Source organism: Micromonospora aridisoli, assembly GCF_056150025.1.
The window spans coordinates 637,009-659,034 of the sequence record NZ_JAXCFK010000002.1; the positions used below are offsets into that span (position 1 = coordinate 637,009).

Genomic DNA, 22,026 nt, shown 5'->3' on the forward strand with positions numbered 1-22,026 from the left:
CGCTCAGATGGGCTCGCCCTGGGAGGGGCGACCGGTGGCGTCGTGGGGCGTCCTCGCCCGAGGATCGTCGGCCGAACGCGCCTGGGCCGCGTCGTCCGCCCAGTCCCGTCCGCCCCGGTCGTCCTGTTCCCGCCGCTCACGTTCGGCGGCGGACTGCACGGGCTCACGCTGGTGATGCGCCATGACGGTCCTCGCGATCTGTCGGCGGCGCCGGTGACGCCGGTCCGGCTGCGGTCGCCCGTCGGCTACCCGGCGCACCCCGGCGCAAACCCTGCACCGGAGCGGCGTGCCGGCGAGCCGGCCGGGTATGCGGCCTGGGACAGCCACTGGAGGGCGAGATGGACGTACGCGGCGAAGCGGCGACGATTCCGGCGGGTGAAGCGCTGCTCCCGGCCGACCTGCTGGTGCCGGCGGAGCCGGTGGGAGCGGTGCTGTTCGCCCACGGCAGTGGCAGTTCCCGACACAGCCCGCGCAACGTCGCGGTGGCTCGACACCTCAACGGCGTTGGGCTCGGCACCGTCCTGGTGGACCTGCTCACCGAGGCCGAGGACCAGGTGGACGCGGTCACCGCGGAGCTGCGTTTCGACATCGGGCTGCTCGCCGACCGGCTCGCCGGGATCGTGGACTGGCTGGCCGCCGAGCGGCCCTTCGGGGCGAACCCGATCGGCCTCTTCGGCGCGAGCACCGGAGCCGCCGCCGCGCTGGTCGCCGCCGCGCAACGGCCGGATCTGGTGCGCGCCGTCGTGTCCCGGGGCGGCCGTCCGGACCTGGCCGGTTCCGCCCTCAGCCAGGTACGCGCCGCCACCCTGCTCCTGGTGGGTGGTCTCGACGAGCAGGTCATCGCCCTCAACGAGCAGGCGCTCGACCAGCTGACGGCGCGAGCCGAACTGCGGGTGGTTCCCGGCGCCACGCACCTTTTCGAGGAGCCGGGCACCCTGGAACAGGTCGCCGAGGCGGCGGCCGACTGGTTCCGCCACGAACTGCGGGGATGAACCGCTCCGGGGGTGTCAGACGAGCGCCGAGGCGGGGCCGGAGTCCGGCGGCGCGTCGGGGGTCGGATCCCGCTCGGATCGTTCCGCGGCGTCCTGCCGTTGGCGCTGCACGCTGTCGATGACCCGCCAGACGACGGCGGTGATCGGGACCGCCACGAAGGCACCGGCGATGCCGGCGATGAGGGTGCCGGCGGTCACCGCGAGCAGGATCACCACCGGATGCAGCCGTACCTGGCGCTTCATCACCAACGGTTCCAGCAGGTTGCCCTCGATCTGCTGAACGGCGATCACGGCGGCCAGGGTGAGCAACGCGGTGGTGGGACCGTTGGCGGCCAGCGCCACCAGCACCGCGACCGCCCCGGCCACGGTGGCGCCGACGATCGGTACGAACCCACCGATGAATGTGATCATCGCCAGCGGGAACGCCAGCGGCACCCCGAGCAGCACCAGTGCCAGGCCGATGCCGAGGGCGTCGATGCCGGCGATCATCATCGTGCCCCGGGTGTACGAGCCGAGGGTGCGCCAACCGACCCGGCCCGCCTCGGCGGCGATCTCGCGGTTGCGCCCGGCCGCGCGGCGTAGCGTCCAGTGCCACATGCCCCGGCCGTCCTTGAGCAGGAAGAACAGCAGTACCAGGGCGAGCAGGGCGGAGCCGAAGACCTCGGCCACGGTGCGGGCGCTGGCGACCGGATCCACCTCCTGTTGACTGACCGCCTGGCGCAACTGGGCGAGCAGCCCGTCGAGCTGCTGGTCGGTGACCGGCAGGGTGGAGGTGACGAAGTCGCGGGTCCGTTCCAGCCCCTGCCCCAGCTCGTCACCCAGCTCGGTGAACTGGTCGGCGGTCAGACTCCACACCAGCACGCCGGCACCGCCGAGGACGCCGAGCAGGAGCAGGACGGTGAGCAGGGCGGCGAGTGCGGCGGGCAACCGCAGCCGGCGCAACGCGAGCTGCACCGGGTCGAGCAGCGCGGCGAGGAAGAGGGTCGCGGCCACGGCGATGGCCAGCGGGGTGACCAGCAGGGTGATCCGTGCCAGCAGGTAGAGCCCGGCGGCGATCACCACCAGGCAGGCGCTCCACACCACCGCGGACCGGACCAGCCAGGGCAGGGCGGCCCAGGCCTGGCGCGGTCCGGCGCCCCGGTCCGCCGTCTCCTCGGGCGTACGCCCGGTGTCCCCTGCGGCCACGTCGGCCCTCCTCGATGTCCGCCGAGGTGGGTACCCGGCCGGCGTCCTCCCGACACCGCTTTTACGCTAGGTTCCTGGTCGCCGGGGCGGAGGCCGTTCGGCTCGCGTGCCCGGTTCAGTACGCGGCGACCGCCGCCCGACCGACGACGGCCGGGATCTCCCGGGTCTGTTCGGCGGCGGCGGGCACGCCCAGCGGCAGCAGGGACTCGCGCTCCTCGGCCGTCGGCAGCAGCGCGGCGAGCGCCTCCTCGCGCAGGCTGCGCGCCGCGGCGGCGGCGAGTTCGGCGGCTCGCCAGGCGGCCTGCTCTCGTTCCCGGGCCGCCCGCTGCCGGGCGCGCAGGTGTTCGAGTACCGCCCGACGCAGCATCAGCTCCTGCTCGACCGGGTGCAGCGTGGGATCCCAGCCGCGGTGCGCGAAGACGTCGCTGAGCTGCTCCACCGACAGCTCCCGCCGCCAGTACGCGTCCAGGGCGGCCCGGTGCAGCCAGCGCTCGCGGTCGGCGTACTCGGCGGGGGTGCGGGGAGTCTGCGGCAACGGCATGCCGGCGGCACCGGAGAGCCGCCGCACGTCCGCCTCCGCCGCCTCGTACACCCGCCAGACCTGCTCGGCCTCCTCCTGTGCGGTGAGCCATTCGTCGCGGTGCCGCCGGGCCGTCGCTTCGGCCCGCTCCGCGGCGACGGTGACCTCCTCGGCCCAGCGCTCCTGGTCGCGCCGCTGCTCGGAGCGTTCCGAGCGGCTCGGTAGCGCCGCCTCGCGGATGCGGGCGCCGGCGTCGAAGCGGAACAGCCGGGGTCGCAGCAGCAGCCCGGCGACGGTGAGGGTCACCACGCCGAGCAGGCCCAGCCAGATGGCGGCGGCGCGGGGGGCGTCGAGCAGGACGGTGGAGAGGGCGGTACGCATCATCAACACCTCGCGGTCGGATGAGGGTCGTCGACTGTGGTGGGGGCGGGTTGTGACGGCTGGCCGGGCGGCCCCGGCAGATCACCTGCCGACGGGCCGACGTGTTGGTCGGTGGCCGCTGGACCCGCCGCCGCTGGCGTGGCGGCGCGGGGTGCTGCGGCGTCACCTGGCTCGATCATCTGGCCGAGCCGCCGTCGGTCAGGCGGTTGGTGGGCCGCGCCGAGTCGCCTCACCCGCGCGCATGGCGGGAACCGTGGCGACGAGGTGAGCTGCCGGGGCGGCGTCGGCATGTCCGGTCGGGACCGGCGTGGTGGTCGCCGGCTCCCGCCAACCCTGGTCGGCGTCGACCGCCCGGACGGGCTGGACCTGAGACCGGAGGGCGACGGTCGGGGTGAACGTCGAGCCGACGGTGACCGTTGCGGCGGGCGGCGGCGCGGCGGCGGACCGGGCCGGAGGATCGGCCGCGACGGCCCCACCGAGGCCCACGGCGAGCACGAGCGAGGCCAGCGCCAACCGGGTCATCTCGCGTAGCGCGCACAGCGTCGCCGGCCACATCGGACGGGCGAACGCGAGAGACGGCACGAACCCAACCTATCCCGCCGTCGGGGTGCCCGCAGTGCCGTGCCCGATCGCGGCGGGTGAAGCGCGCCACGTCCGACCGGGACGATCGGGCGAGGGTCCGCTCAACGATCGGCGGTGCCGGTCACCGGCTCCTTGGTGAACAGGGCCAGCAGATCGCCGACCTGGTGGTCGGCCTCCGCCGGGTGGCGGAACCGCCCGGACGGGTTGAGGGTGTACTCGTTGCGTCGGCCGACCCGGGTGCGATGCAGGTAACCGCCGGCCTCCAGGTCGGCGACGATGGCCTGGGCGGCACGCTCGGTGACGCCGACCTCGGTCGCCACGTCGCGGAGCCGTGCGGTGGGGTTACGGGCGATGGCGAGCAGGACATGTGCGTGGTTCGTGAGAAACGTCCAGTTCCGGGTGGTTTCCCGTCCGTCGTTGCTTGCCATGTCCGCCATCGTAGGACCTGCCGTTCGGGTTCTCCGGGTCGCGCCGGCTGCCGGGCGTACCGCTCGACCGGGCGCAAGCGTCGACGGGATGCATGAAATGCATATCACGTATAGCTTGACGTGCGTTATGCCGCGTGTGACCGTGTTGGCAGCCCGTGACCAGCGTCGGCCGGGATGACCAGGCATTCCCTCCCAGAGAAGAGGTGCAGCCGGATGAGTCGACCCGGAACGCTCGGCCCGCAGCCCGGACCGGAACGCGAGCTGCTCACCGCGGACCTGCCCGGCGCCCCGCAGCAGGCCCTCGCCGAGTTGGTCGCCGGCAACCGCCGGTTCGTCACCGACGCCGTCCGGCACCCCAACCAGGATGCCGGCCGTCGTGCCGCAGTCGCGGCCGAACAACACCCGTTCGCGGTGATCGTCGGCTGCTCCGACTCCCGGCTCGCCGCCGAGATCATCTTCGATCGCGGACTGGGTGATCTCTTCGTGGTCCGCACCGCCGGGCACACGGTCGGACCGGAGGTGCTGGGCAGCGTGGAGTACGCGGTGGCCGTGCTGCGTACGCCGCTGGTGGTGGTGCTCGGGCACGACTCGTGCGGTGCGGTGCAGGCGGCCCGCGACGCGTTGGCCACCGCCACCACGCCCGCCGGCCATCTGGGTGCCGTGGTCGACGCCGTGGTGCCGAGCCTGCGCCGGGCGCAGGAGGCCGGGGTGCAGGACCTGGACGGGATCGTGGACATCCACATCGCGCGTACCGTCGAGACGATGCTGGCCTCCTCCGCGACTCTCGCGGCGGAGGTGGACGCCGGGCGGTGCGCGGTGGTCGGAATGTCGTACCGGCTGGCCGCCGGTGAGGTGCGGGCGGTGGCGGCGGAACCCGCCGACCTGGCCGGTGCGATGGTGTCCGCGCCCTGAACGCGCCGACGTTCCGGCCAGTTTCTGACCTCTGAGCGCCAGCCACCTGGCGCGGACCGCCTCATCCACCCGACGAGGGCCGCCCCGCCTGCTGGCGGGACGGCCCTCGGTGCGTCGCGTCGGGCGCTCAGAGCAGTGACACGTGGACGTGATCGGTGTGGTTGGACGGGCCGCTGTAGGAACTCCAGCCCGTCGCCGGGAACCAGATCTGCCGGTTCCAGATCACGTAGTAGACGCCCAGCCGGTCGGCGTTGCGGACCAGGAAGGCCGCCAGGTTGTTGCCGTAGATCCGGGTGTCGTTGTTGTGCCACGGGCTGAAGCCGCTGTTCTGCAACGACCAGTCGCAGGCCCGGCCCTTGGGGTGCTCGAACTTGTCGCCCGGGCGGAAGCAGCCGACGAACCGGTTGAAGCCGGCCCGCTTCACCTCCTTGTACATGTGCAGTGTCCGCGGGGTGATGCAACCCGACGTGGTCGGGTCGTTCTGGCTGCACGACTCCGGCTTCCAGCCGCCGTCCGCCGCCCGGTTCGGTGCGATCCGGGCCACCGGCGAGGTGGCGTCCACCAGGCCGCCGGTCAGGCCGACACCGCCGACCAGCCGGAGCGACTTCTCCGCCTCGCTCTTCTTGCGCGCCATGTCGTTGGTCAGCTTCTGCTGCTCGCGTACCTCGACGTCGAGCGCGAGCTTGGCCTGCTCCGCACGGAGCTTGATGGCGTTGACCTCACCAAGCTTCTTGTCGTTGACCAGGTTCAGCTCGTCCAGCGCCGAGGCCCGGTCGATGAACGAGTCCGGCGCGGTGCTCTGCAACAGCATGGCGATCGCGCCGACCCGGCCCGTCCGGTACGACTGGGTGGCGATCTGGGCGACCTGGGGGGAGAGCGCCTCCAGGTCGGCCTGCGCGCGGCGTACCTCCACCGCGAGTTGGAGCTGCCGCTTCTTGGACTTCTCGAGCTTGGCCTTGGCCTTGGAGAAGTCCCGGTTGGTCGCCTCGATCAGCTCGTTCAGCATCGGCGGGTCGTCGTCGTGCTGGGCGGGCTTGGGGTTGCTCGGCGCCGCCGTCGCGGGCATCGGTCCGCCGAACACGGCGAACGCGGCGAACACGGCCACCACGGGTGTCAACCAGCGGCGTAGGGGTGCCGTCACTGTTTTCCCTTCCATCGACCGCCGACCGGGTTAGCTGACGGGTTCGGGACGGAAGTGGCCCCTACCGCTTTCGCGGATTCACCCCACGTACCTGGGTCCCCGGCTCGCCTGGCGGCGATTGGGCGGTGGCACCGCAGGCGCCGCTGCGCGCCTTCGGCGGTGACCGGCAGTGAGGTTACCCGACAGTCCATCTGTGCTTCTACGCCCCGAACCCGACTAGATGCGTCATTTCGTAATCGCGTTGAGTGACCAGTGACACGGTTTGAAGCCGCATCGGCAGGGGCGGTCACGCTGAGGAGTGTCACCATGTGGTGTCCGTGCTCCTGTCCGGGTCGGGCCACCCCGAGCGGGTGGCGGGGGATGTGTTCCGGGTGGGTGGGGTGCTGAGGGCGTGGAGCGCCTCGGCCCGGTCCGTCGCCGGCCGGGGTACTACGGGGGTGGGCTCACCGGCGGGTGCGTTCGCGTCGCCGCTGGCGTCGCCGCGCCCTGCGGTGGTGACCAGCGCGGCCAGCGCGGTGGTCAGCGGTACGGCGGCGATCAGACCGAGCGTGGCCACCACGCTGCGGACGATCTCCGTGGTGAGGAACTCACTGGTCACGATCTGCCCCAGCGCGCGGGAGTCCGCGGTCAACAGGAGCAGCAGTGGCAGCGAGGCGCCGGCGTACGCCAGCACGATGGTGTTCACCACCGAGGCGATGTGCGCCCGCCCGACCCGGGTGGCCGAGCGGTACAACTCGCGACGGGAGAAGTTCGGGTTGGCGTGCCGCAGTTCGGTGACCGCGGCGGCCTGGGTCACGGTGACGTCGTCGAGCACGCCCAGTGACCCGATGATGATGCCGGCCAGGAGCAGGCCGTGCAGGTCCACGTCGGCGCGGAACATGGACAGTGTGGTGGCGTCCTCGCTGCCGAAGCCGGTCAGGTGGGTGGCCCCGGTGGCGGCCAGCCCGAGCAACCCGGTGAGGACCAGACTGGCGAGCGTCCCGAGCACGGCCACCGAGGTCTGTGCGGATATGCCGTGCGTCAGGTACAGCACCACGAACATGATCAACGAGGCGCCGACGATGGCGACGAGCAGCGGCGGCTGCCCGGCGCTGATGCCGGGCAGCACGAAGGTCAGCAGGATGGCGAAGCTGGCGGCCAGGCCGCCCAGCGCCGCCAGGCCCCGCAACCGCCCGAAGGCCACGATGGCGGCGGCGAAGAGCACGGCCAGCCACACCAGCGGCTTGCCGCGCTGGTGTTCGGCGATGTTGTAGGTGCTGATCGAGGGGTCCGCCGGGTCGATCAGCGAGACCAGGATGATGTCGTCGCCGACATCGATGCGAGGGGCGCCCGGACCGGCCGGGATGGGCGTCTGCACATCCTGGCCGGCGTCCGGGCCGGTCTGCACCCGGACGGTGACCGTGCCACACGGCCCCGCCGCTGTCGTCGGGGTGCCCTCGGGCACCGCGGGATTGGGCGGGCAGGGCTCGCTGACCACGCGGGTGACCGTGCCGTGGTAGCGGGGGGTGTCGTCGGCGGCCTCGGGACGTGGGGCGTCCCGGGGCCAGAGCACGATGGCGGCGACCAGCGTGGCGAGGAAGAGGGGGACCACCGTCACGACGAGGATCCGCCGCACCCGGGGCGGGGTGGGCGGAGCGGAACGGGTGTGATCGGCGCCCATTCAGTGTCTCCCAACGATTTCAGGGCTGAGTACGTGTCGATGGGCGAGACGGTTCAGTCTCACCGGACGACCGTGGCGAAGGGCGGCCGGATCGGCCTGAATGTGGCGGGGTGACTGCTTACCGTGAGCGACAGGTTGGCGCGCGACGGTCGCGGGAACGTGCGCCCGACAGCGGGCTCGGGCCGCGAGGCACGGATTTCGGCTGGCCATCGTGTGCGAATGGTAGCCAGCCCGACATCGCGACGCAGGTCGCGCGGGTCTGTCGGCGGGTCGGGTGCGGCCTAGCCGCGCTTCATGAGGCGGCCCACGGCGGCCATCATCTCGGTCGCCATCTCGTCGGCGCGCCCCTCGGCGGCACCCTCGTGCATGCAGTGCCGGGCGTGCCCGTCCAGTAGACCGAGGGCGACCTTGTCCAAGGCGGCCTGGACGGCGGAGATCTGGGTGAGCACGTCGATGCAGTAGCGGTCGTCGTCGACCATCTTCTCGATGCCGCGTACCTGACCCTCCACCCGGCGAAGCCGGGCGAGCAGCTGGTCCTTGCTTGCGGTGTAGCCGCGGATCGGTGCGGGTGTGCTCATGACGGCAAGAATAGCCTACCCCTGGGGGGTATGGTACGGTCGACGCATCGGATACCCCCGGCGGGTATCGCGACCGGCTGCCCGGCCCGCTCCGGCCGGGCTTGGGAGAGGAGAGTTCCGTGGTCACCACGACGTACCAGGTGCAGGGCATGACCTGCGGGCACTGCGTCAACGCGGTCAGCACGGAGATCGGCGCGCTCGAGGGCGTCCAGGACGTTCAGGTCGACCTGGCCGCCGGTCGGGTCACCGTCACCAGCGACCAGCCGCTCTCCGAGGACGCGGTGCGCGCCGCCGTCGACGAGGCCGGATACGAGCTGGCCGGCGCCTGAGTCGGTCAGCGGACGACCCGAGGAGTCAAGCATGAACACGGCGACGAAGCTGAGCGGCTTCGCACTCGGCCTCGCGGCGGTGTTCGGCGCTGCGTACGGGGTGGGACAGGTGAGCGGTCCGGTGAGCGTCGCCACGGCCGGCCACGACAGCGGGGTCGCCGACCACGGCGGTGACCTCCGTGACGAGGGCGGAGCCGGCCACGGCGAGCAGGCGGCCGGGCACCTGCCCGGCGGTCTGCTCGTCTCCGACCGTGGCTACACCCTGGTGCCGGTCGAGGCGCCGGCGGGTGAGTTCGCCTTCCGGATCAGCGGGCCCGACGGCCGTCCGGTTACCGGATACGACGTCACCCACGACGAGCGGATGCACCTGATCGTCGCCCGCCGCGACCTCTCCGGTTTCCGGCACGTTCACCCGAGGATGACCGAGGACGGCACCTGGCGGATCGCCTCGCCCCTGGATTCCCCCGGGGTGTGGCGGGCCTTCGCCGACTTCAGCCCCACCGGGGGCGAACCCTTGACGCTCGGCGTCGACGTGACCGTCCCCGGCGAGTTGGCCGAGCGGCCGCTGCCCGCTCCGGCGAAAAGCGCGACCGTCGACGGTTACACGGTCACGCTCGCCGGTACTCCGCAACCCGGGCGCACCGCGACGCTGACGCTGACCGTCAGCCACGACGGCGTGCCGGTCACCGATCTGGAGCCGTATCTCGGTGCCTACGGTCACCTGGTGGCACTGCGCCGCGGTGACCTGGCCTACCTGCACGTGCATCCCGAGGGCGCTCCCGACGACGGGCGGACCACCCCCGGCCCGCAGGTGAGCTTCGCCACCGAGTTCCCCTCGGCCGGCACGTACCGGCTCTACCTCGACTTCCGCCACCGGGGCACGGTGCGTACCGCCGAATTCACGGTGCACGTCGGTGAGCCGGGAGACACCACCGCACCGGCGGGCGAGCAAGGCACCCCCGAGCCCGAGGACGGGCACGGCACACCCGGGCACGGGCACGACTGACGGGACCAGACATGAGCACGAGCCGCCACCTGACCACCGCACCGCACCTGATCGACTTGGCCATCGGTGGGATGACCTGCGCGTCCTGCGCCGCCCGGATCGAGAAGAAACTGAACCGGATGGAGGGCGTGCAGGCCACCGTCAACTACGCCACCGAGAAGGCGACCGTCTCCTACGCCGACCCGGTCACCCCGGACGACCTGGTCGCCACGGTGGAGAAGACCGGTTACCGGGCCACCCTGCCGCCGCCGCCCTCGCCGGCCGAACCGGCGGCCGCCGCCGAACCGGTGGACCCGCTGCCCGCCCTGCGTACCCGGCTGTGGGTCTCGGTGGCGCTGAGCGTGCCGGTGATCGCGCTCGCCATGGTGCCGGCCTGGCAGTTCACCTACTGGCAGTGGCTGTCGCTGACGCTGGCCGCCCCCGTGGTCGCCTACGGCGGGCTGCCCTTTCACCGGGCCGCGCTGGTCAACCTGCGTCACGGTGCCGCGACCATGGACACCCTGGTCTCCCTGGGCACGCTGGCCGCTCTGGGATGGTCGGTGTGGGCTCTGTTCCTCGGCACGGCCGGTACGCCGGGGATGACCCATCCGTTCAGCTTCGACATCGGTCGTACCGACGGCGCCGGCAACATCTACCTGGAGGCGGCCGCCGGGGTGACCACCTTCATCCTCGCCGGGCGCTACTTCGAGGCGCGGGCGAAGCGGACCGCCGGCGCGGCCCTGCGGGCCCTGCTGGAGCTGGGCGCCAGGGACGTGTCCGTGCTGCGGGACGGGGTGGAGACCCGGGTGCCGATCGACCAGCTGGCGGTCGGGGACCGCTTCGTGGTGCGGCCCGGCGAGAAGATCGCCACCGACGGGACGGTGGAGGAGGGTTCCTCGGCGGTCGACGCCAGCCTGGTGACCGGCGAGTCGGTGCCGGTGGAGGTGGGTGCGGGCGACACCGTGATCGGTGGTTGTGTCAACGCCGGTGGCCGGTTGGTGGTGACCGCGACCCGGGTGGGGGCGGACACCCAGCTCGCCCAGATGGCCCGGCTGGTCGAGCAGGCGCAGAGCGGCAAGGCGGCAGCGCAGCGGCTCGCCGACCGCATCTCCGGGGTGTTCGTGCCGATCGTGATCGCCCTGGCCGCCGGCACGCTGGGTTGGTGGCTGGGTGCCGGCGCCGGACCGGCGGCCGCGTTCACCGCCGCCGTCGCGGTGCTGATCATCGCCTGCCCGTGCGCCCTCGGCCTGGCCACGCCGACCGCGCTGCTGGTCGGCACCGGCCGTGGTGCGCAGCTCGGCGTCCTGATCAAAGGGCCCGAGGCGCTGGAGTCGACCCGGCGGGTGGACACCGTCGTGCTCGACAAGACCGGCACCGTCACCACGGGCCGGATGACCCTGCTCGAGGTGACCCCCGCCGAGGGCGAAGGACGCGAGGAGGTGCTGCGGCTGGCGGCCGCCCTGGAGAGCGGCTCGGAGCATCCGGTCGCCCGCGCGGTGGTGGCCGGTGCGGCCGAGGTCGGCCCCCTGCCGCCGGTCACCGACTTCGCCAACGTGGCCGGGCTCGGCGTCGCCGGCACCGTGGACGACCGCGAGGTGCTGCTCGGCCGGGCCCGGCTGCTGCGTGAACGGGGCCTGGTCGTACCGGACGAGATCCTGCGGGCGGCGACCGGCGCCGAGGCGGCGGGACGTACCGCAGTGCTGGTCGGCTGGGACGGCCGGGCCCGCGGCCTGCTCGCCGTGGCCGACCAGGTCAAGCCGACCAGTCGGGAGGCGGTCCGGCGGCTGCGCGCGCTCGGCCTGACCCCGGTGCTGCTGACCGGTGACAACGCCACCGTCGCCCGGTCGGTGGCCGCCGAGGTGGGCGTCGACGAGGTGATCGCGGAGGTGCTGCCCACGGAGAAGGTCGAGGTGGTCGCCCGCTTGCAGCGGGAGGGCCGGGTGGTGGCGATGGTGGGAGACGGGGTCAACGACGCCGCCGCCCTGGCGCGGGCGGACCTCGGCCTGGCGATGGGCACCGGCACCGACGTGGCGATCGAGGCCTCCGACCTGACCCTGGTGCGGGACGACCTGCTGGCCGCGGTGGACGCCATCCGGCTGGCCCGCAGCACCCTTGGCACCATCAAGGGCAACCTGTTCTGGGCGTTCGCCTACAACGTGGCAGCCCTGCCACTGGCCGCCGCCGGGCTGCTCAACCCGATGATCGCGGGGGCGGCGATGGCCTTCTCCTCGGTCTTCGTGGTGGCCAACAGCCTCCGGCTGCGCCGGTTCCGCCCGGTTTCTTGAATTGATCCGATTGGCCGACGCCGGGCTGGGTACCTGATTACCCGTAGCGACACGAACCCCGGGAGGTTGACATGGGCGTCGAGGACAAGTTCGACAACACCGCGGAGAACACCGGCGGCAAGGTCAAGGAAGGTGTGGGCCGCGCCACCGACAACGAGCGGCTGGAGGCCGAGGGTCGCGGCGACCAGATGAGCGCCAACCTGAAGCAGGCCGGCGAGAAGATCAAGGACGCGTTCCGCAAGTAGTCCGGTACGTGACGCGACCGCCGGGCCGGCCCACGCCGGCCCGGCGGTTCGCGCATGTGCTCAGCGAGCCCGCAGGCAACTCAGGCGACCGGCGGCCGACCGGCGGTCAGGCGCAGGGTGAAGCCGTCCGCGTCGCGGTGGTGCGTCACGTGGTTGCACGACTGGTGGGTGATCCACAAGCCCAGCCCACCGGGCTCCCCGTTGGCCGACGGGAGCAGTCCCGCGTAGGGGTCCTCGGGGCCGGTGCCGGCGTCGCTGACGGTCGCCACGATGCGGTCCGTACCCGCCCACAGCCGGAAGCGGACCGGAGGGAGGCCGTGGCGCAGGCCGTTGGTGACCGTCTCGCTGACGGCGACGACGAAGTCGTCGAACTCGTCGTCGCGTAGCCCGCCCTGCCCTGCCTGGTGCACCGCCGCGCGCGCCTGCGCCGCAGTCGGGCCGAGCAGATCCACCAGCGGGGGAGCCGCCTGGATCGGGTCGGGAAACATCGGGCGAGCCTGGCGCAGGAACGTCTCCGGGGCGACGTAGTCGACACTGGGCACGTGTCGCCCGTCGGGCACGGCGAAGCACGGGTGGGTGGCGGCGACGTCCGCCAGCACCCCGGGTGCCGTCGTCCGGGTGTCGTACGCGCACATGCTCCACAGCGGCCAGTCGTCGTACGCGTGGTTTATCGCCGACTCGTACCGCGCCCACCAGTCCCAGGTGGGACCGAGACCGACCGACGGCACCTCCCCGATGATCCGGATCTGGGTGGCTCCGTCGGCGACCAGATCGGCGAGGAGCCGGCGGTACATCCGGACGGCCGCGGTGGGCCGACCGTAGACGTCACCACCGGACAGGAACTCGACCTTCGTGTCATCGGGTAGCGCGGCACGGACCAGGTTGCCGGTGCGCTCGCCGAGCGCCACGAAGGTGGGTTCGTTCGCCTCGACGCCGCCGACCAGGAACGGCACCACGACGGCGAGGAGTTCCTCGTCCGAGCCGTAGCAGAGCGCCTCGTGGAAGTAGCCGGTGCGCCCGGCCGCCGGACCAGTCCTCACCGGGCCACCTCCACCCGCAGCGAGGGCAGGTCCAGCAGGGCGGCGAGCCGTGCCACGCCCGAGCGGGCGGCCCGCAGCACGACGGTCGCGTGCCGGTCCCGGGCGTACTCGTTCAGGTGGATGAGTGCCCGGTGGTCGAGAAAGCGGAGCCCGTCGGCGTCCAGCACCAGCTCATGATCGACGGGCCGCAGATCCGCGCGGTCCAACGCGCCGCGGAACAGGTCGTGGTTGGAGGGGTCGAGTTCCCCGGCCAGCGCCGCCTGCCCCTGACGCGGCGGCGCGGCGTACAACCGGAACAGCAGATCGCCGAGGTTGTGCTCCGGGTGCAGGCAGGCCAGCTCGGCGACCGCCCGTTCGCCGAGCTTCGAGCGGTCGTACGCGCACATGGCCCGGAACGCCTCGGTGCGCATCATCTCGTTGATGCGCTGCTCGTAGCGGGCGAACGCGTCGCGCTGGGCGGGCGTGCGGACCAGCTCGGTGGCGTCGGCCGCCACCCGCAGGCCGGCGTAGCCCTCCGCGACCGCCTCCCGGGTGGCCCTGCGGTAGGCCATCACCTGGCTCGCCGGGTCGATCACCGCCATGCTGGTGTACGCGCCGTCGAGCGAGCGGACCTGAGCGGCGCCCGTCAGCAGCGCCTCGGAGAGATCCCGGAGACCGAGGAGTCGGTCCCGGACCGGCTCGGCCGGACCGGAGACGACGAACCAGACCTGCTCGCCGGCGGCCAACCCGCCGCGCAGGAACTCCACGGCATGGGTCAGGAACCCGGCCGGGTCGTCGAACGCCCAACACAGGTGCCCGTGTCGTCGGCCCTGGTCACTCAGCACGGCACTCCGCTCACTCACGTCACGTGCCTCATCGGTGCAGTCTACGGCGTCGTCCGGCCCGGACCCGATGCGCGGCGTCTTCGATTGTCGGTCCCGTCCGGGAACCAACCGGTGGGTTCGTCCGACCAATAGGGCGATGACAGCCGTGACCGACGACATCAGCGGGTACGCGCTCGCCGCGGGGCGGGGGGACCACGCCGCCGCGGCGGCGTTCGTCCGGGGCACGCAGCACGACGTACGGCGGTTCCTGGCCCATCTGCCCGGCGTGCGGGAGGTCGACGACCTGGTCCAGGAGACGTACCTGCGGGCCTGGCGGGCGCTGCCGTCGTTCGGTGGCCGGTCCACCGCACGAACCTGGCTGCTCGCCATCGCCCGTCGGGTGGCCGTCGACCAGGTGCGCGCCGCCACCTGTCGGCCCCGGACCGCGAACCTGGTCGACTGGCAGGCCGCCGCGGAGGCCACGCCGGCCGGAACGCGCCCCGGGGTGGACGAGCAGGTGGTGCTCCGCGGGTTGCTCGACGGTCTCGCGCCCGAGCGTCGGGAGGCGTTCGTGGCCACTCAGCTGCTCGGTCTGTCGTACGCCGAGGCCGCGCAGGTGTGTGACGTGCCGGTCGGCACCATCCGGTCCCGGGTCGCCCGGGCCCGCGAGGACCTGGCCGAGGCGATCCGACCGGCCGCCCGCGCGGCTGATCGGCCCGACGCCGTCGGTTGAGGTGCCCCCTGCGGGCTGTCAGGCGACGCGCCGCTGGTCGCGGTCCCGGCCGCCGCTCTGGGTGACGCCGTGCCGGGCCTGGGCGGAGTAGGGCGGTAGCAGACGCAGCGGGGTGGGCTCGTCGACCTCGTCGAGGCGCAGCCGCCAGCGGGAACGTTCCGGCCGGTGCCGGTCGGTGGGGTCGCCGGGCCGGCGGGAGCTTCGCGCCAGCAGCACGGTGATCAGGTAGCCGACCACCAGAAACCCGTGACTCACCAGCCGTTCCACCGCCACCTGCGAGGCGACGAGGTCGTTGACCGACAGCAGCACGAGGGTGACCACGAAAGCGCCAAGCATCGGCAGCAGCCCCGACGGTGAGGTCCGACGCAGGGCGACGAAGAGGAAACCGGCACCCACCGCGACGTTCCAGGCGGCGGACTCGTGCCACAGGTGCTGGCCGGTGGCGTGCAGGTGTTCGGCCACCTCGGCCCGGCCGACCTGCGCCAGCCCGAGCACCAGCTGGACCGCACCGAGCAGACCCAACGCCGCACGCAGGCCGTTGACCAGGATGGGTCGCCCGGGGGTGGCGGGCCACCAGCGACGCGGGACCACGGCGCCGACGAGCAGGCGCCGACGGCGAGGCGGCGGTGCCGCGGCGAGGATCGCCTCGGTGAGGTCGGGCAGCGGGGACACCACCTGGGTACGTGCCCGGCGGGTCACCTTCGCCGCCGCGTCGAGCCAGCTCCGGCAGCCGGCGCAGGTCTCCAGGTGCGCGTCGACCGTGCGCTGCTCGTCCGCCGTCGCCTCACCGTCCAACTGCGCCGACAGAATCTCCCGCCACTGCTCACACCCCATGTACCGATAGTCGCTCCCCGGCCCGGCATGGTTCCCGGCCGGGTCCGGCGAAACCACCGCTGCCGAGGTCAGGAGCCTCCGCGGCCGGCCCAGGCGTGCAGCGCCTCGCGGTCGCCTGCGCCGTCGAGGTTCAGCGCCGCCTCGATGAGCGCGAGGTGGGTGAACGCCTGCGGATAGTTGCCCAGTGCGGTGCCGTCGGCGGCGAGCTGCTCGGAGTACAGACCGAGCGGCCCCGCGTACCCCATGAGCTGCTCGAAGACCTTGTGGGCCTCGTCCCGCCGGCCGGCCAGCGCCAGCGCCGAGACCAGCTCGAAGGAGCAGAGCAGGAAGGCGCCCTCCTCCCCGGGCAGGCCGTCGTCGGCGTTGTAGCGGAGCAGCAGGCCGGGGCCGATCTCCAGTTCCTCCCGCAGTCGGTCGATGGTGGCCAGCATCCGGGGGTCGTCGCCCGGCAGGAACCCGACCAGTGGGATGCGCAGCAGGGAGGCGTCCAGCTCGGTCGAGCCGTACTGCATCACGAAGCTGCCCACCTGCGGATCGAACCCGCGTTCCAGAACCTCGGCGTGCACCGCGTCGCGGGCCGTTCGCCACCGTTCGACGTCCGCCGACCGGTCGCCGAGCAGCTCCGCCAGGCGAATGCCCCGGTCCAGGCAGACCCAGGTCATCACCTTCGCGTTGACGTAGTGCCGGCGTGGACCGCGCACCTCCCAGATGCCGTGGTCCGGCTCGTGCCACCGGTCGGCCATGACGTCGACGTGCCGGTGCAGCAGTGCCCACTGCTCCTCGGTCAGCTCACCGGTGAGCTGGTGATACGCCAGCGCGGCGTCGAGAATGTGCCCGTACGTGTCGAACTGCACCTGCTCGGCGGCCTCGTTGCCGATCCGCACCGGCTGCGAGCCGGCGTACCCCTCCAGGTGTGGCAGTTCCCGTTCCTCCGCCGTGGCGCCGTGGATGCTGACCAGCGGCGTCAGCAGGTCGCCGGTGCAGATGGAGATCAGGAAGTGCAGGTACCGTCGGCCCTCCTCGGCGTGCCCGAGACGGAACAGCGCGAGCAGCAGCAGCGCCGCGTCCCGGTGCCAGGCGTAGCGGTAGTCCCAGTTGCGCACCCCGCCGATCTCCTCGGGCAGGCTGGTGGTGGGCGCGGCGATCAGCGCACCCGTCTCGTCGAAGGAGAGCCCGCGCAGCACCAGCGCACTGTGCCGGACGGCGTCGGCGCCGAAACCGGTGTAGTCGCTGCGCGCCGACCACGCCTCCCAGGTCCGGCAGGTGCGCCGGAACAGCTCGTCCGGGTCGGTGAGCCCGGCCGGGTCGTCGCCGTAACCGAGCAGCAGCGCGGTGGTCTGCCCGGCGGACAGCTCCGTGGTGAACCGCAGGGTGCCGTCGGTCACCTCGCCGGCCAGGTCGCACTCGACGCGGAGCGGAGTCTCGGCTGCCCGCCAGCTCCCGTCGGCCCGTTCCCAGGTCACCTCCTTGGCGCCGTACCCGACCCGGGGCCGCACCCCGACGGTCAGCCGGACCGTGCCCTGTTCGACGGTCACCCGCCGCACCAGCAGCTTGTCCGCGCGCAGTGGCTGTTCGGCGTCGCCGGGCGCCACCGCGAGGAAGTCGTGGACGAGCGCGGTTCCGCCGGGAGTGCCGTACCGGCTCTCCAGCACCAGCGTGCCCGGCAGGTACCGCCGGCTGGGCTCGGGGCAACCGGGCACGGTGAGATCGAGGGCCCCGCCGCTGCGACGGTCCAGCAGCCGGGCCAGCACGGCGTCACCGGCGAAGTGCGGCACGCAGAACCACTCGACCGCCCCGTCCGCGGCGACCAGCGCCGCGGTGTGGGTGTCGGAGAGGAAGGCGTACGAGTCGATCGGGGGATAGGTCATCGCAGCTCCGGAAGGACGTGGGTGCCGAAGTGGTCGAGGAAGGCGGCCTGGTCCCGCCCGACGTGGTGCAGGTAGAACTCGTCGACGCCCAGCTCGGCGTACTCGCGCAGCCACTGGACGTGCCGGTCGGAATCGGCGGAGATCAGCACGTGTTCGCGCATGTCCTCGGGACGGACGTACCCGGTGGCCTCCGCCAGGTCGTCCGGCATGGCGAGGTCCCAGCCGGCGTCGCTGCCGAGGATCGCGGTGCGCCACTGCGTGTGCGCCTCCCGCAGGGCGGTGTCCTCGTCGCCCGCCCAGGACACGTGCACCTGAAGCAGCACCGGGCCGCCGCCACCGGCCTCCCGGTACGTACCGATCACCTCACGTACCTTCGGCAAGGGCTGGTTGATGGTGATCAGGCCGTCGGCCCAGGAGGCCGCCCAACCGGCGGTGGCCGGGGTGACGGCGGCGGCGTACAGCGGTGGGGGTTCGGCCGGCCGGGTCCACAGCACCGCCCGGTCCACGGTGACCAGCCCGCGGTGGCTGACGCACTCACCGGCGAAGAGCGCCCGGATCACCTCGACGCACTCGCGCAGTCGGGCGTTGCGTTCCGGCTTGCTCGGCCAACGTTCGCCGGTGATGTGCTCGTTGAGCGCCTGCCCGCTGCCGAGGGCGAGCCAGAAGCGACCGGGGAACATCTCCGACAGGGTCGCGGCGGCCTGGGCGACGATCGCCGGGTGGTAGCGCTGTCCGGGCGCGTTCACCACACCGAACGGCAGCTCGCTGCCGGCCAGCGCCGCGCCCAGCCAGGACCACGCGAAGCCCGACTCACCCTGCTCCGGGCCGAACGGCGCGAAGTGGTCCGAACACATCGCCCGGTCGAACCCGGCGTCCCGGGCCAGGGAGACCAGCCGCAGCAGCTCGCTCGGCCGGAACTGCTCGTGGGAGGCGTGGAAGCCGTAGGCCGGCATGTCAGCGTCCCGGCAGGCTGCCGAGCAGAACCGCCCGCGCCGACCGCTGGGTGAGGCCTTCGGCGACGCTGCCCAGCAGACGGTCACCGATCCGGTGCCCGTGTCCGTGCCGGCCGACCACCAGCAGGTCCACGTCGCGGTCGTCGGCGACCGCCAGCAACGCGTCGACGGGGTGACCGGTGACGATCGCGGTGGTGGGTCGGGGCAAGCCGTCGGGCAGTTCGGCGGCCCGTTCGTCGATCATCCGGCGGGCCTGCTCCTGCTCCCGCCGGGCCTCGGCGTCGGAAAGGTCGGGGCTGGTCACGGTGACCAGGACGAGTTCACTGGTACTTCCGGTGAGGGTACGGGCGACGGCTCGCAGCGCCCGGTCGGAGTGCACGGAACCGTCCACGCCGACAAGCACGCGTAGCCCGGTACCGACCGGCTCGGACGGTCGGTGGCGTACGTCGACCATCTGGGGACGGGCCCGACCCCGCTCGACCGCGATCGGCACGAACAACGGTCCCAGCAGCCCACCCACCAGATACCAGAGCAGGCTGCGGTGCCCGCCCCGGGTGACGAAGACCGCCGCCGTGCCCAGGCCGATCGCCAGCCACAGCACCGCGACCAGCGCCACGTACCACCACTCAGACACGACGCACTCCACCGGCGGATCGGGTCATCAACACGGACATCAGGAGGTGTTCGGCCATACCTACGACTACCCAGCCAGCGCTGGGGTAAGCGCGCGGTTCGTCCGTCGCGAGGAGGTTGTCGGTGTCCCGTCCGTTCGTGAACTGGTCCGGCAGCCTCACCTTCACCCCGTCCGGTTACGCCGAGCCGGGGGACGAGGACGAGGTGCGGGAACTGGTGCTGCGGGCCCGGGAGTCGGGGACCACGCTGCGGCCGGTCGGCTCGGGCCACTCGTCGAGTCCGTTGGTACGCACCGACGGCACCCTGGTCAGCCTGCACCGGATGGCCGGCGTGGTCGACAAGGCCGGCGACCGGGCCACGGTCCGGGGCGGCAGCCGGCTCAAGGAGCTCGGCGAGGGCCTCTACGACGCCGGGCTCGCGATGGAGAACCTCGGCGACGTGGACTACCAGTCCATCGCGGGCGCCACCGCCACCGGTACGCACGGCACCGGCCTGGGCTTCGGCAATCTCTCCACCCAGGTGTCGGAGGTACGCCTGGTCACCGGCACCGGCGAGGTGCTGGACGTCTCGGCGACCAGCAACAGCGAACTGCTGCCCGCCGCCCGGCTCTCGCTCGGCGTGCTGGGCCTGGTGACCCAGCTCACCCTCGACCTGCAACCCCGGTACGAGCTGCGCCGACGCTCCTGGTGCGCCCCGATCGAGTGGACCCTCGATCACCTGGCCGAGTTGCAGTACACCAACCGCAACATCGACTTCTACTGGTACCCACGCAGCGACCTGACCCAGATCCGCACCATGAACCGGGTGGACGACGCGTCCGCAGGGTCGATGTGGGCGGCCCGCCGGGTGCCGGAGCTGAAAGGCTGGCGCGAGCCCAGGGAGGTGGAGGTCGGGCCGACCCACGACACCATCCCCCAGGATCGGGAACTGCGCTTCGAGGAGATCGAGTACATGCTTCCGTCGGAGGCGTTCCCGGCCTGCTTCGCGGAGGTCCGGCGGCGCATCCTGAGCCGGCACCGGCGCACCGTGGGCTGGCGGGTGCTGGTGCGCAGCATCGCCGCCGACGACATCTGGCTCAGCAACGCGTACGGTCGCCCCACCACCACCATCGCCTGCCTGCAGAACACCTCGTTGCCCTACGAGGAGTACTTCCGCGACATGGAGTCCGTGTTCCGGCAGTACGGCGGTCGGCCGCACTGGGGCAAGAAGCACTGGTTGACGGCCCGCGAGCTGCGTCCGCTCTTTCCCCGCTGGGACGACTTCCAGGCGGTCCGCCGTCGACTCGACCCGGACGGGGTGTTCCTCACCCCCGACCTGGCTCTACTGCTGGAGGAGGCGTGATGGCGCAGGTGTGGGCGGTGCCGGGTGGACACGTCCCGTTCGGCGGCAGCGGCGACGGCGAGCCGGAGTTCACCAGTTTCGACAAGCTGTGCGTGCTCAACACCAGTGACTCCGAGGCGGAGGTGACGCTCCACTTCTACTATGAGGACGCCGAACCGGTCGGGCCGTACCGGTTCGGCGTCGGTGCCCGACGGATCCGGCACGTACGGGTCAACGACCTGATCGATCCGGAGGCCGTCCGCCTCGACCGCCCGTACGGCTGCGTGCTCAGCTCGCCGGTCCCGGTGGTGGTGCAGTTCCTCCGGCAGGACACCCGGCTGCCGGGCACGGTGGCGATCACCGGCACGATGGCCCACCCCGTCGAGTAGCGCGACGGCCGGGGCGGTCCGGGGACGTCGCGGCAGCTTGGCGCGTCGCGCACCGGGTATCCCGGCCCATGCGGATCTCGGTGCGGGTCATCCGAGGTCGCGCCACGGCCGCCGCCCGGCGCGGCTACTTCCGCCTGCGTCAGAACGTGCTGCTGGCCTTTCAGGGCGGCCTGGCCGCGGCGCTGGCCTGGGTGATCGCCGAACGGGTCCTGGGCAATCCGGACCCCACCTTCGCTCCGATCGCCGCGGTCGCCGTGATCGCCACCGCCATCGGACGGCGGACCCGGCGCACCGTCGAACTGATCGGCGGCGTGATCGTCGGCGTCCTGATCGGCGACCTGCTGGTCGACACCGTCGGGACCGGTGCCTGGCAGACGTTCGTGATCGTGTTCGGGGCGCTGCTGGTCGCGGTGGCCGTACGAGGAACCGGCGCGTTGGTGACCCAGGCCGGGGGCGCGGCGGCGCTGATCGCCACCCTCACCCCGACCACGCCGGACCTCGTCCTGCCCCGGACGGTCAACGCCCTGGTCGGCGGCGCGACCGGACTGCTGGTGGTGCTGGTGCTCGCACCCATGAACCCGACCCGCAGCGTCCGCCGGGTCGCCGGGCCGGCGTTGGACACCTTTGCCCGGCACATGACGGCGACCGCCGAGGCGCTGGCCCGGGGCGATGCGCACCGGGTGACGGCGGTGCTGGACGAGATGCGAGCCGCCGAGGGGCAACTGCGACAGGTCGGCGACGTGGTGACCGCGGCGGAGGAGGTGGTCCGTTTCTCGCCCCTGCGGTGGCGGCGGCGGCGGGCGCTGGCCGCGTACGGTGCCGGCGCCGAGCATCTGGACCGGGCGTTCCGCAACAGCCGTGCGTTGGTCCGTCGCCTCAGCTCGGCGCTCCGCGACCACGAGCCGGTGCCGCCGGGCCTGCCCGCCGCCATCGAGCACTTCGGGCAGGGCGTGTGCCTTTTGCACGAGGAGTTCCTGTCGATGCGGGAGCCGGTGCGGACCCGGGCGCGGGTGCTGCGCGCCGTCCACGAGGCCGGCGAGGCATGCCGACAGGAGATCGGATTCTCCGGCACGATCGCGGTTTCCCAGCTGCGGACCATCGCCAACGACATGCTGCGGGCCACTGGTGTGCCGAGCGAGGAGGCCCGCCGGCTGGTCCGGCGGGCCGCCGCCGGCCACTGACTCCGGAGCGACCGGCAGCAGGGCGGCACAGTCCCGCCGGTCCCGCTGC

Annotated in this window: 24 protein-coding genes and 1 riboswitch; of the genes, 10 read left to right on the top strand and 14 right to left on the bottom strand. The window is 72.6% G+C overall.

Annotated features, from left to right (window positions below):
- Window positions 1–3: 3 nt before the first annotated feature.
- The gene (locus SM447_RS06470; RefSeq protein ID WP_474571781.1) at window positions 4–183 is read right to left on the bottom strand and encodes a hypothetical protein; all 180 of its coding nucleotides are present in this window, start codon (window positions 181–183) and stop codon (window positions 4–6) included.
- A gap of 155 nt (window positions 184–338) precedes the next feature.
- Between SM447_RS06470 and SM447_RS06475 the strand changes: the two genes are divergently transcribed.
- Complete coding sequence (locus SM447_RS06475; protein ID WP_474571782.1) at window positions 339–992, top strand: dienelactone hydrolase family protein; 654 nt, start codon at window positions 339–341, stop codon at window positions 990–992.
- A 15-nt stretch (window positions 993–1,007) separates the two neighbouring features.
- Here SM447_RS06475 and SM447_RS06480 read toward each other — a convergent pair whose 3' ends face one another.
- The 4 genes from SM447_RS06480 to SM447_RS06495 form a co-directional block, all read right to left on the bottom strand.
- On the bottom strand, window positions 1,008–2,177 hold the full coding sequence (locus tag SM447_RS06480) for an AI-2E family transporter (RefSeq protein WP_474571783.1): 1,170 nt from the start codon (window positions 2,175–2,177) through the stop codon (window positions 1,008–1,010).
- A gap of 115 nt (window positions 2,178–2,292) precedes the next feature.
- Window positions 2,293–3,081 (bottom strand): hypothetical protein, encoded by a 789-nt coding sequence (locus SM447_RS06485; protein ID WP_474571784.1) that lies wholly within the window; start codon window positions 3,079–3,081, stop codon window positions 2,293–2,295.
- 195 nt (window positions 3,082–3,276) lie between these two features.
- Window positions 3,277–3,660 carry a hypothetical protein gene (locus SM447_RS06490; protein ID WP_474571785.1) on the bottom strand — a complete coding sequence of 128 codons (384 nt, stop codon included), beginning with the start codon at window positions 3,658–3,660 and terminating at the stop codon, window positions 3,277–3,279.
- A 101-nt stretch (window positions 3,661–3,761) separates the two neighbouring features.
- Entirely contained in the window at window positions 3,762–4,097 is a 336-nt protein-coding gene (locus tag SM447_RS06495; RefSeq protein ID WP_474571786.1) for a helix-turn-helix transcriptional regulator, read from the bottom strand.
- A gap of 204 nt (window positions 4,098–4,301) precedes the next feature.
- On the opposite strand from SM447_RS06495, the gene SM447_RS06500 reads away from it, so the two are divergent.
- Window positions 4,302–5,000: a carbonic anhydrase gene (locus SM447_RS06500; RefSeq protein WP_474571787.1), complete on the top strand. Its 699-nt coding sequence runs from the start codon at window positions 4,302–4,304 to the stop codon at window positions 4,998–5,000.
- 127 nt (window positions 5,001–5,127) lie between these two features.
- Here SM447_RS06500 and SM447_RS06505 read toward each other — a convergent pair whose 3' ends face one another.
- The 3 genes from SM447_RS06505 to SM447_RS06515 all read right to left on the bottom strand — a co-directional run bounded on the left by SM447_RS06505 (window position 5,128) and on the right by SM447_RS06515 (window position 8,379).
- Entirely contained in the window at window positions 5,128–6,141 is a 1,014-nt protein-coding gene (locus SM447_RS06505) for a coiled-coil domain-containing protein (protein ID WP_474571788.1), read from the bottom strand.
- A gap of 3 nt (window positions 6,142–6,144) precedes the next feature.
- Window positions 6,145–6,276, bottom strand: a riboswitch (cyclic di-AMP (ydaO/yuaA leader).
- Between the two features lie 166 nt (window positions 6,277–6,442).
- The gene (locus tag SM447_RS06510) at window positions 6,443–7,801 is read right to left on the bottom strand and encodes a YibE/F family protein (protein ID WP_474571789.1); all 1,359 of its coding nucleotides are present in this window, start codon (window positions 7,799–7,801) and stop codon (window positions 6,443–6,445) included.
- Window positions 7,802–8,082: 281 nt separating this feature from the next.
- Complete coding sequence (locus tag SM447_RS06515; RefSeq protein ID WP_474571790.1) at window positions 8,083–8,379, bottom strand: metal-sensitive transcriptional regulator; 297 nt, start codon at window positions 8,377–8,379, stop codon at window positions 8,083–8,085.
- A gap of 119 nt (window positions 8,380–8,498) precedes the next feature.
- Here SM447_RS06515 and SM447_RS06520 point away from each other — a divergent pair, with 119 nt between their 5' ends.
- The 4 genes from SM447_RS06520 (at window position 8,499) to SM447_RS06535 (ending at window position 12,223) form a co-directional block, all read left to right on the top strand.
- Complete coding sequence (locus SM447_RS06520; RefSeq protein WP_474571791.1) at window positions 8,499–8,708, top strand: heavy-metal-associated domain-containing protein; 210 nt, start codon at window positions 8,499–8,501, stop codon at window positions 8,706–8,708.
- Between the two features lie 31 nt (window positions 8,709–8,739).
- Window positions 8,740–9,714, top strand: a complete 975-nt coding sequence (locus SM447_RS06525) for a hypothetical protein (protein WP_474571792.1) — start codon at window positions 8,740–8,742, stop codon at window positions 9,712–9,714.
- Between the two features lie 11 nt (window positions 9,715–9,725).
- Window positions 9,726–11,978, top strand: a complete 2,253-nt coding sequence (locus SM447_RS06530) for a heavy metal translocating P-type ATPase (RefSeq protein WP_474571793.1) — start codon at window positions 9,726–9,728, stop codon at window positions 11,976–11,978.
- A 71-nt stretch (window positions 11,979–12,049) separates the two neighbouring features.
- Window positions 12,050–12,223: a CsbD family protein gene (locus SM447_RS06535; RefSeq protein ID WP_474571794.1), complete on the top strand. Its 174-nt coding sequence runs from the start codon at window positions 12,050–12,052 to the stop codon at window positions 12,221–12,223.
- An 80-nt stretch (window positions 12,224–12,303) separates the two neighbouring features.
- Here the strand turns inward: SM447_RS06535 and SM447_RS06540 are convergent, their stop codons facing one another.
- Together SM447_RS06540 and SM447_RS06545 are read right to left on the bottom strand one after the other, a co-directional pair.
- Window positions 12,304–13,263 carry an anti-sigma factor RsbA family regulatory protein gene (locus SM447_RS06540; RefSeq protein ID WP_474571795.1) on the bottom strand — a complete coding sequence of 320 codons (960 nt, stop codon included), beginning with the start codon at window positions 13,261–13,263 and terminating at the stop codon, window positions 12,304–12,306.
- A complete protein-coding gene (locus SM447_RS06545; RefSeq protein ID WP_474571796.1) occupies window positions 13,260–14,105 on the bottom strand; it encodes an MEDS domain-containing protein in 846 nt (281 codons plus the stop codon). Before SM447_RS06545 ends, SM447_RS06540 begins: the two co-directional genes overlap by 4 nt.
- A gap of 118 nt (window positions 14,106–14,223) precedes the next feature.
- On the opposite strand from SM447_RS06545, the gene SM447_RS06550 reads away from it, so the two are divergent.
- The gene (locus SM447_RS06550) at window positions 14,224–14,799 is read left to right on the top strand and encodes a sigma-70 family RNA polymerase sigma factor (protein ID WP_474571797.1); all 576 of its coding nucleotides are present in this window, start codon (window positions 14,224–14,226) and stop codon (window positions 14,797–14,799) included.
- Between the two features lie 18 nt (window positions 14,800–14,817).
- Here the strand turns inward: SM447_RS06550 and SM447_RS06555 are convergent, their stop codons facing one another.
- From SM447_RS06555 to SM447_RS06570, 4 genes are all read right to left on the bottom strand, one after another.
- Window positions 14,818–15,633: a zf-HC2 domain-containing protein gene (locus tag SM447_RS06555; protein ID WP_474571798.1), complete on the bottom strand. Its 816-nt coding sequence runs from the start codon at window positions 15,631–15,633 to the stop codon at window positions 14,818–14,820.
- Between the two features lie 68 nt (window positions 15,634–15,701).
- On the bottom strand, window positions 15,702–17,501 hold the full coding sequence (locus SM447_RS06560; RefSeq protein WP_474571799.1) for a glycoside hydrolase family 15 protein: 1,800 nt from the start codon (window positions 17,499–17,501) through the stop codon (window positions 15,702–15,704).
- Window positions 17,498–18,454: a TIGR03885 family FMN-dependent LLM class oxidoreductase gene (locus SM447_RS06565; RefSeq protein ID WP_474571800.1), complete on the bottom strand. Its 957-nt coding sequence runs from the start codon at window positions 18,452–18,454 to the stop codon at window positions 17,498–17,500. Before SM447_RS06565 ends, SM447_RS06560 begins: the two co-directional genes overlap by 4 nt.
- A 1-nt stretch (window position 18,455) precedes the next feature.
- Complete coding sequence (locus SM447_RS06570; RefSeq protein ID WP_474571801.1) at window positions 18,456–19,088, bottom strand: universal stress protein; 633 nt, start codon at window positions 19,086–19,088, stop codon at window positions 18,456–18,458.
- A gap of 122 nt (window positions 19,089–19,210) precedes the next feature.
- Here SM447_RS06570 and SM447_RS06575 point away from each other — a divergent pair, with 122 nt between their 5' ends.
- From SM447_RS06575 to SM447_RS06585, 3 genes are all read left to right on the top strand, one after another.
- Window positions 19,211–20,428 (top strand): D-arabinono-1,4-lactone oxidase, encoded by a 1,218-nt coding sequence (locus tag SM447_RS06575; RefSeq protein ID WP_474571802.1) that lies wholly within the window; start codon window positions 19,211–19,213, stop codon window positions 20,426–20,428.
- On the top strand, window positions 20,428–20,796 hold the full coding sequence (locus tag SM447_RS06580) for a sensory rhodopsin transducer (protein WP_474571803.1): 369 nt from the start codon (window positions 20,428–20,430) through the stop codon (window positions 20,794–20,796). Before SM447_RS06575 ends, SM447_RS06580 begins: the two co-directional genes overlap by 1 nt.
- Before the next feature lie 68 nt (window positions 20,797–20,864).
- Window positions 20,865–21,977: an FUSC family protein gene (locus SM447_RS06585; RefSeq protein WP_474571804.1), complete on the top strand. Its 1,113-nt coding sequence runs from the start codon at window positions 20,865–20,867 to the stop codon at window positions 21,975–21,977.
- The last annotated feature ends 49 nt before the right edge of the window (window positions 21,978–22,026 follow it).

Bases quoted from the DNA above. Each gene is read 5' to 3' on its own strand.
- SM447_RS06470 (WP_474571781.1), bottom strand. From the start codon at position 183: ATGGCGCATCACCAGCGTGAGCCCGTGCAGTCCGCCGCCGAACGTGAG.
- SM447_RS06475 (WP_474571782.1), top strand. From the start codon at position 339: ATGGACGTACGCGGCGAAGCGGCGACGATTCCGGCGGGTGAAGCGCTG.
- SM447_RS06485 (WP_474571784.1), bottom strand. From the start codon at position 3,081: ATGATGCGTACCGCCCTCTCCACCGTCCTGCTCGACGCCCCCCGCGCC.
- SM447_RS06495 (WP_474571786.1), bottom strand. From the start codon at position 4,097: ATGGCGGACATGGCAAGCAACGACGGACGGGAAACCACCCGGAACTGG.
- SM447_RS06500 (WP_474571787.1), top strand. From the start codon at position 4,302: ATGAGTCGACCCGGAACGCTCGGCCCGCAGCCCGGACCGGAACGCGAG.
- SM447_RS06510 (WP_474571789.1), bottom strand. From the start codon at position 7,801: ATGGGCGCCGATCACACCCGTTCCGCTCCGCCCACCCCGCCCCGGGTG.
- SM447_RS06515 (WP_474571790.1), bottom strand. From the start codon at position 8,379: ATGAGCACACCCGCACCGATCCGCGGCTACACCGCAAGCAAGGACCAG.
- SM447_RS06525 (WP_474571792.1), top strand. From the start codon at position 8,740: ATGAACACGGCGACGAAGCTGAGCGGCTTCGCACTCGGCCTCGCGGCG.
- SM447_RS06530 (WP_474571793.1), top strand. From the start codon at position 9,726: ATGAGCACGAGCCGCCACCTGACCACCGCACCGCACCTGATCGACTTG.
- SM447_RS06535 (WP_474571794.1), top strand. From the start codon at position 12,050: ATGGGCGTCGAGGACAAGTTCGACAACACCGCGGAGAACACCGGCGGC.
- SM447_RS06550 (WP_474571797.1), top strand. From the start codon at position 14,224: ATGACAGCCGTGACCGACGACATCAGCGGGTACGCGCTCGCCGCGGGG.
- SM447_RS06555 (WP_474571798.1), bottom strand. From the start codon at position 15,633: ATGGGGTGTGAGCAGTGGCGGGAGATTCTGTCGGCGCAGTTGGACGGT.
- SM447_RS06560 (WP_474571799.1), bottom strand. From the start codon at position 17,501: ATGACCTATCCCCCGATCGACTCGTACGCCTTCCTCTCCGACACCCAC.
- SM447_RS06565 (WP_474571800.1), bottom strand. From the start codon at position 18,454: ATGCCGGCCTACGGCTTCCACGCCTCCCACGAGCAGTTCCGGCCGAGC.
- SM447_RS06580 (WP_474571803.1), top strand. From the start codon at position 20,428: ATGGCGCAGGTGTGGGCGGTGCCGGGTGGACACGTCCCGTTCGGCGGC.
- SM447_RS06585 (WP_474571804.1), top strand. From the start codon at position 20,865: ATGCGGATCTCGGTGCGGGTCATCCGAGGTCGCGCCACGGCCGCCGCC.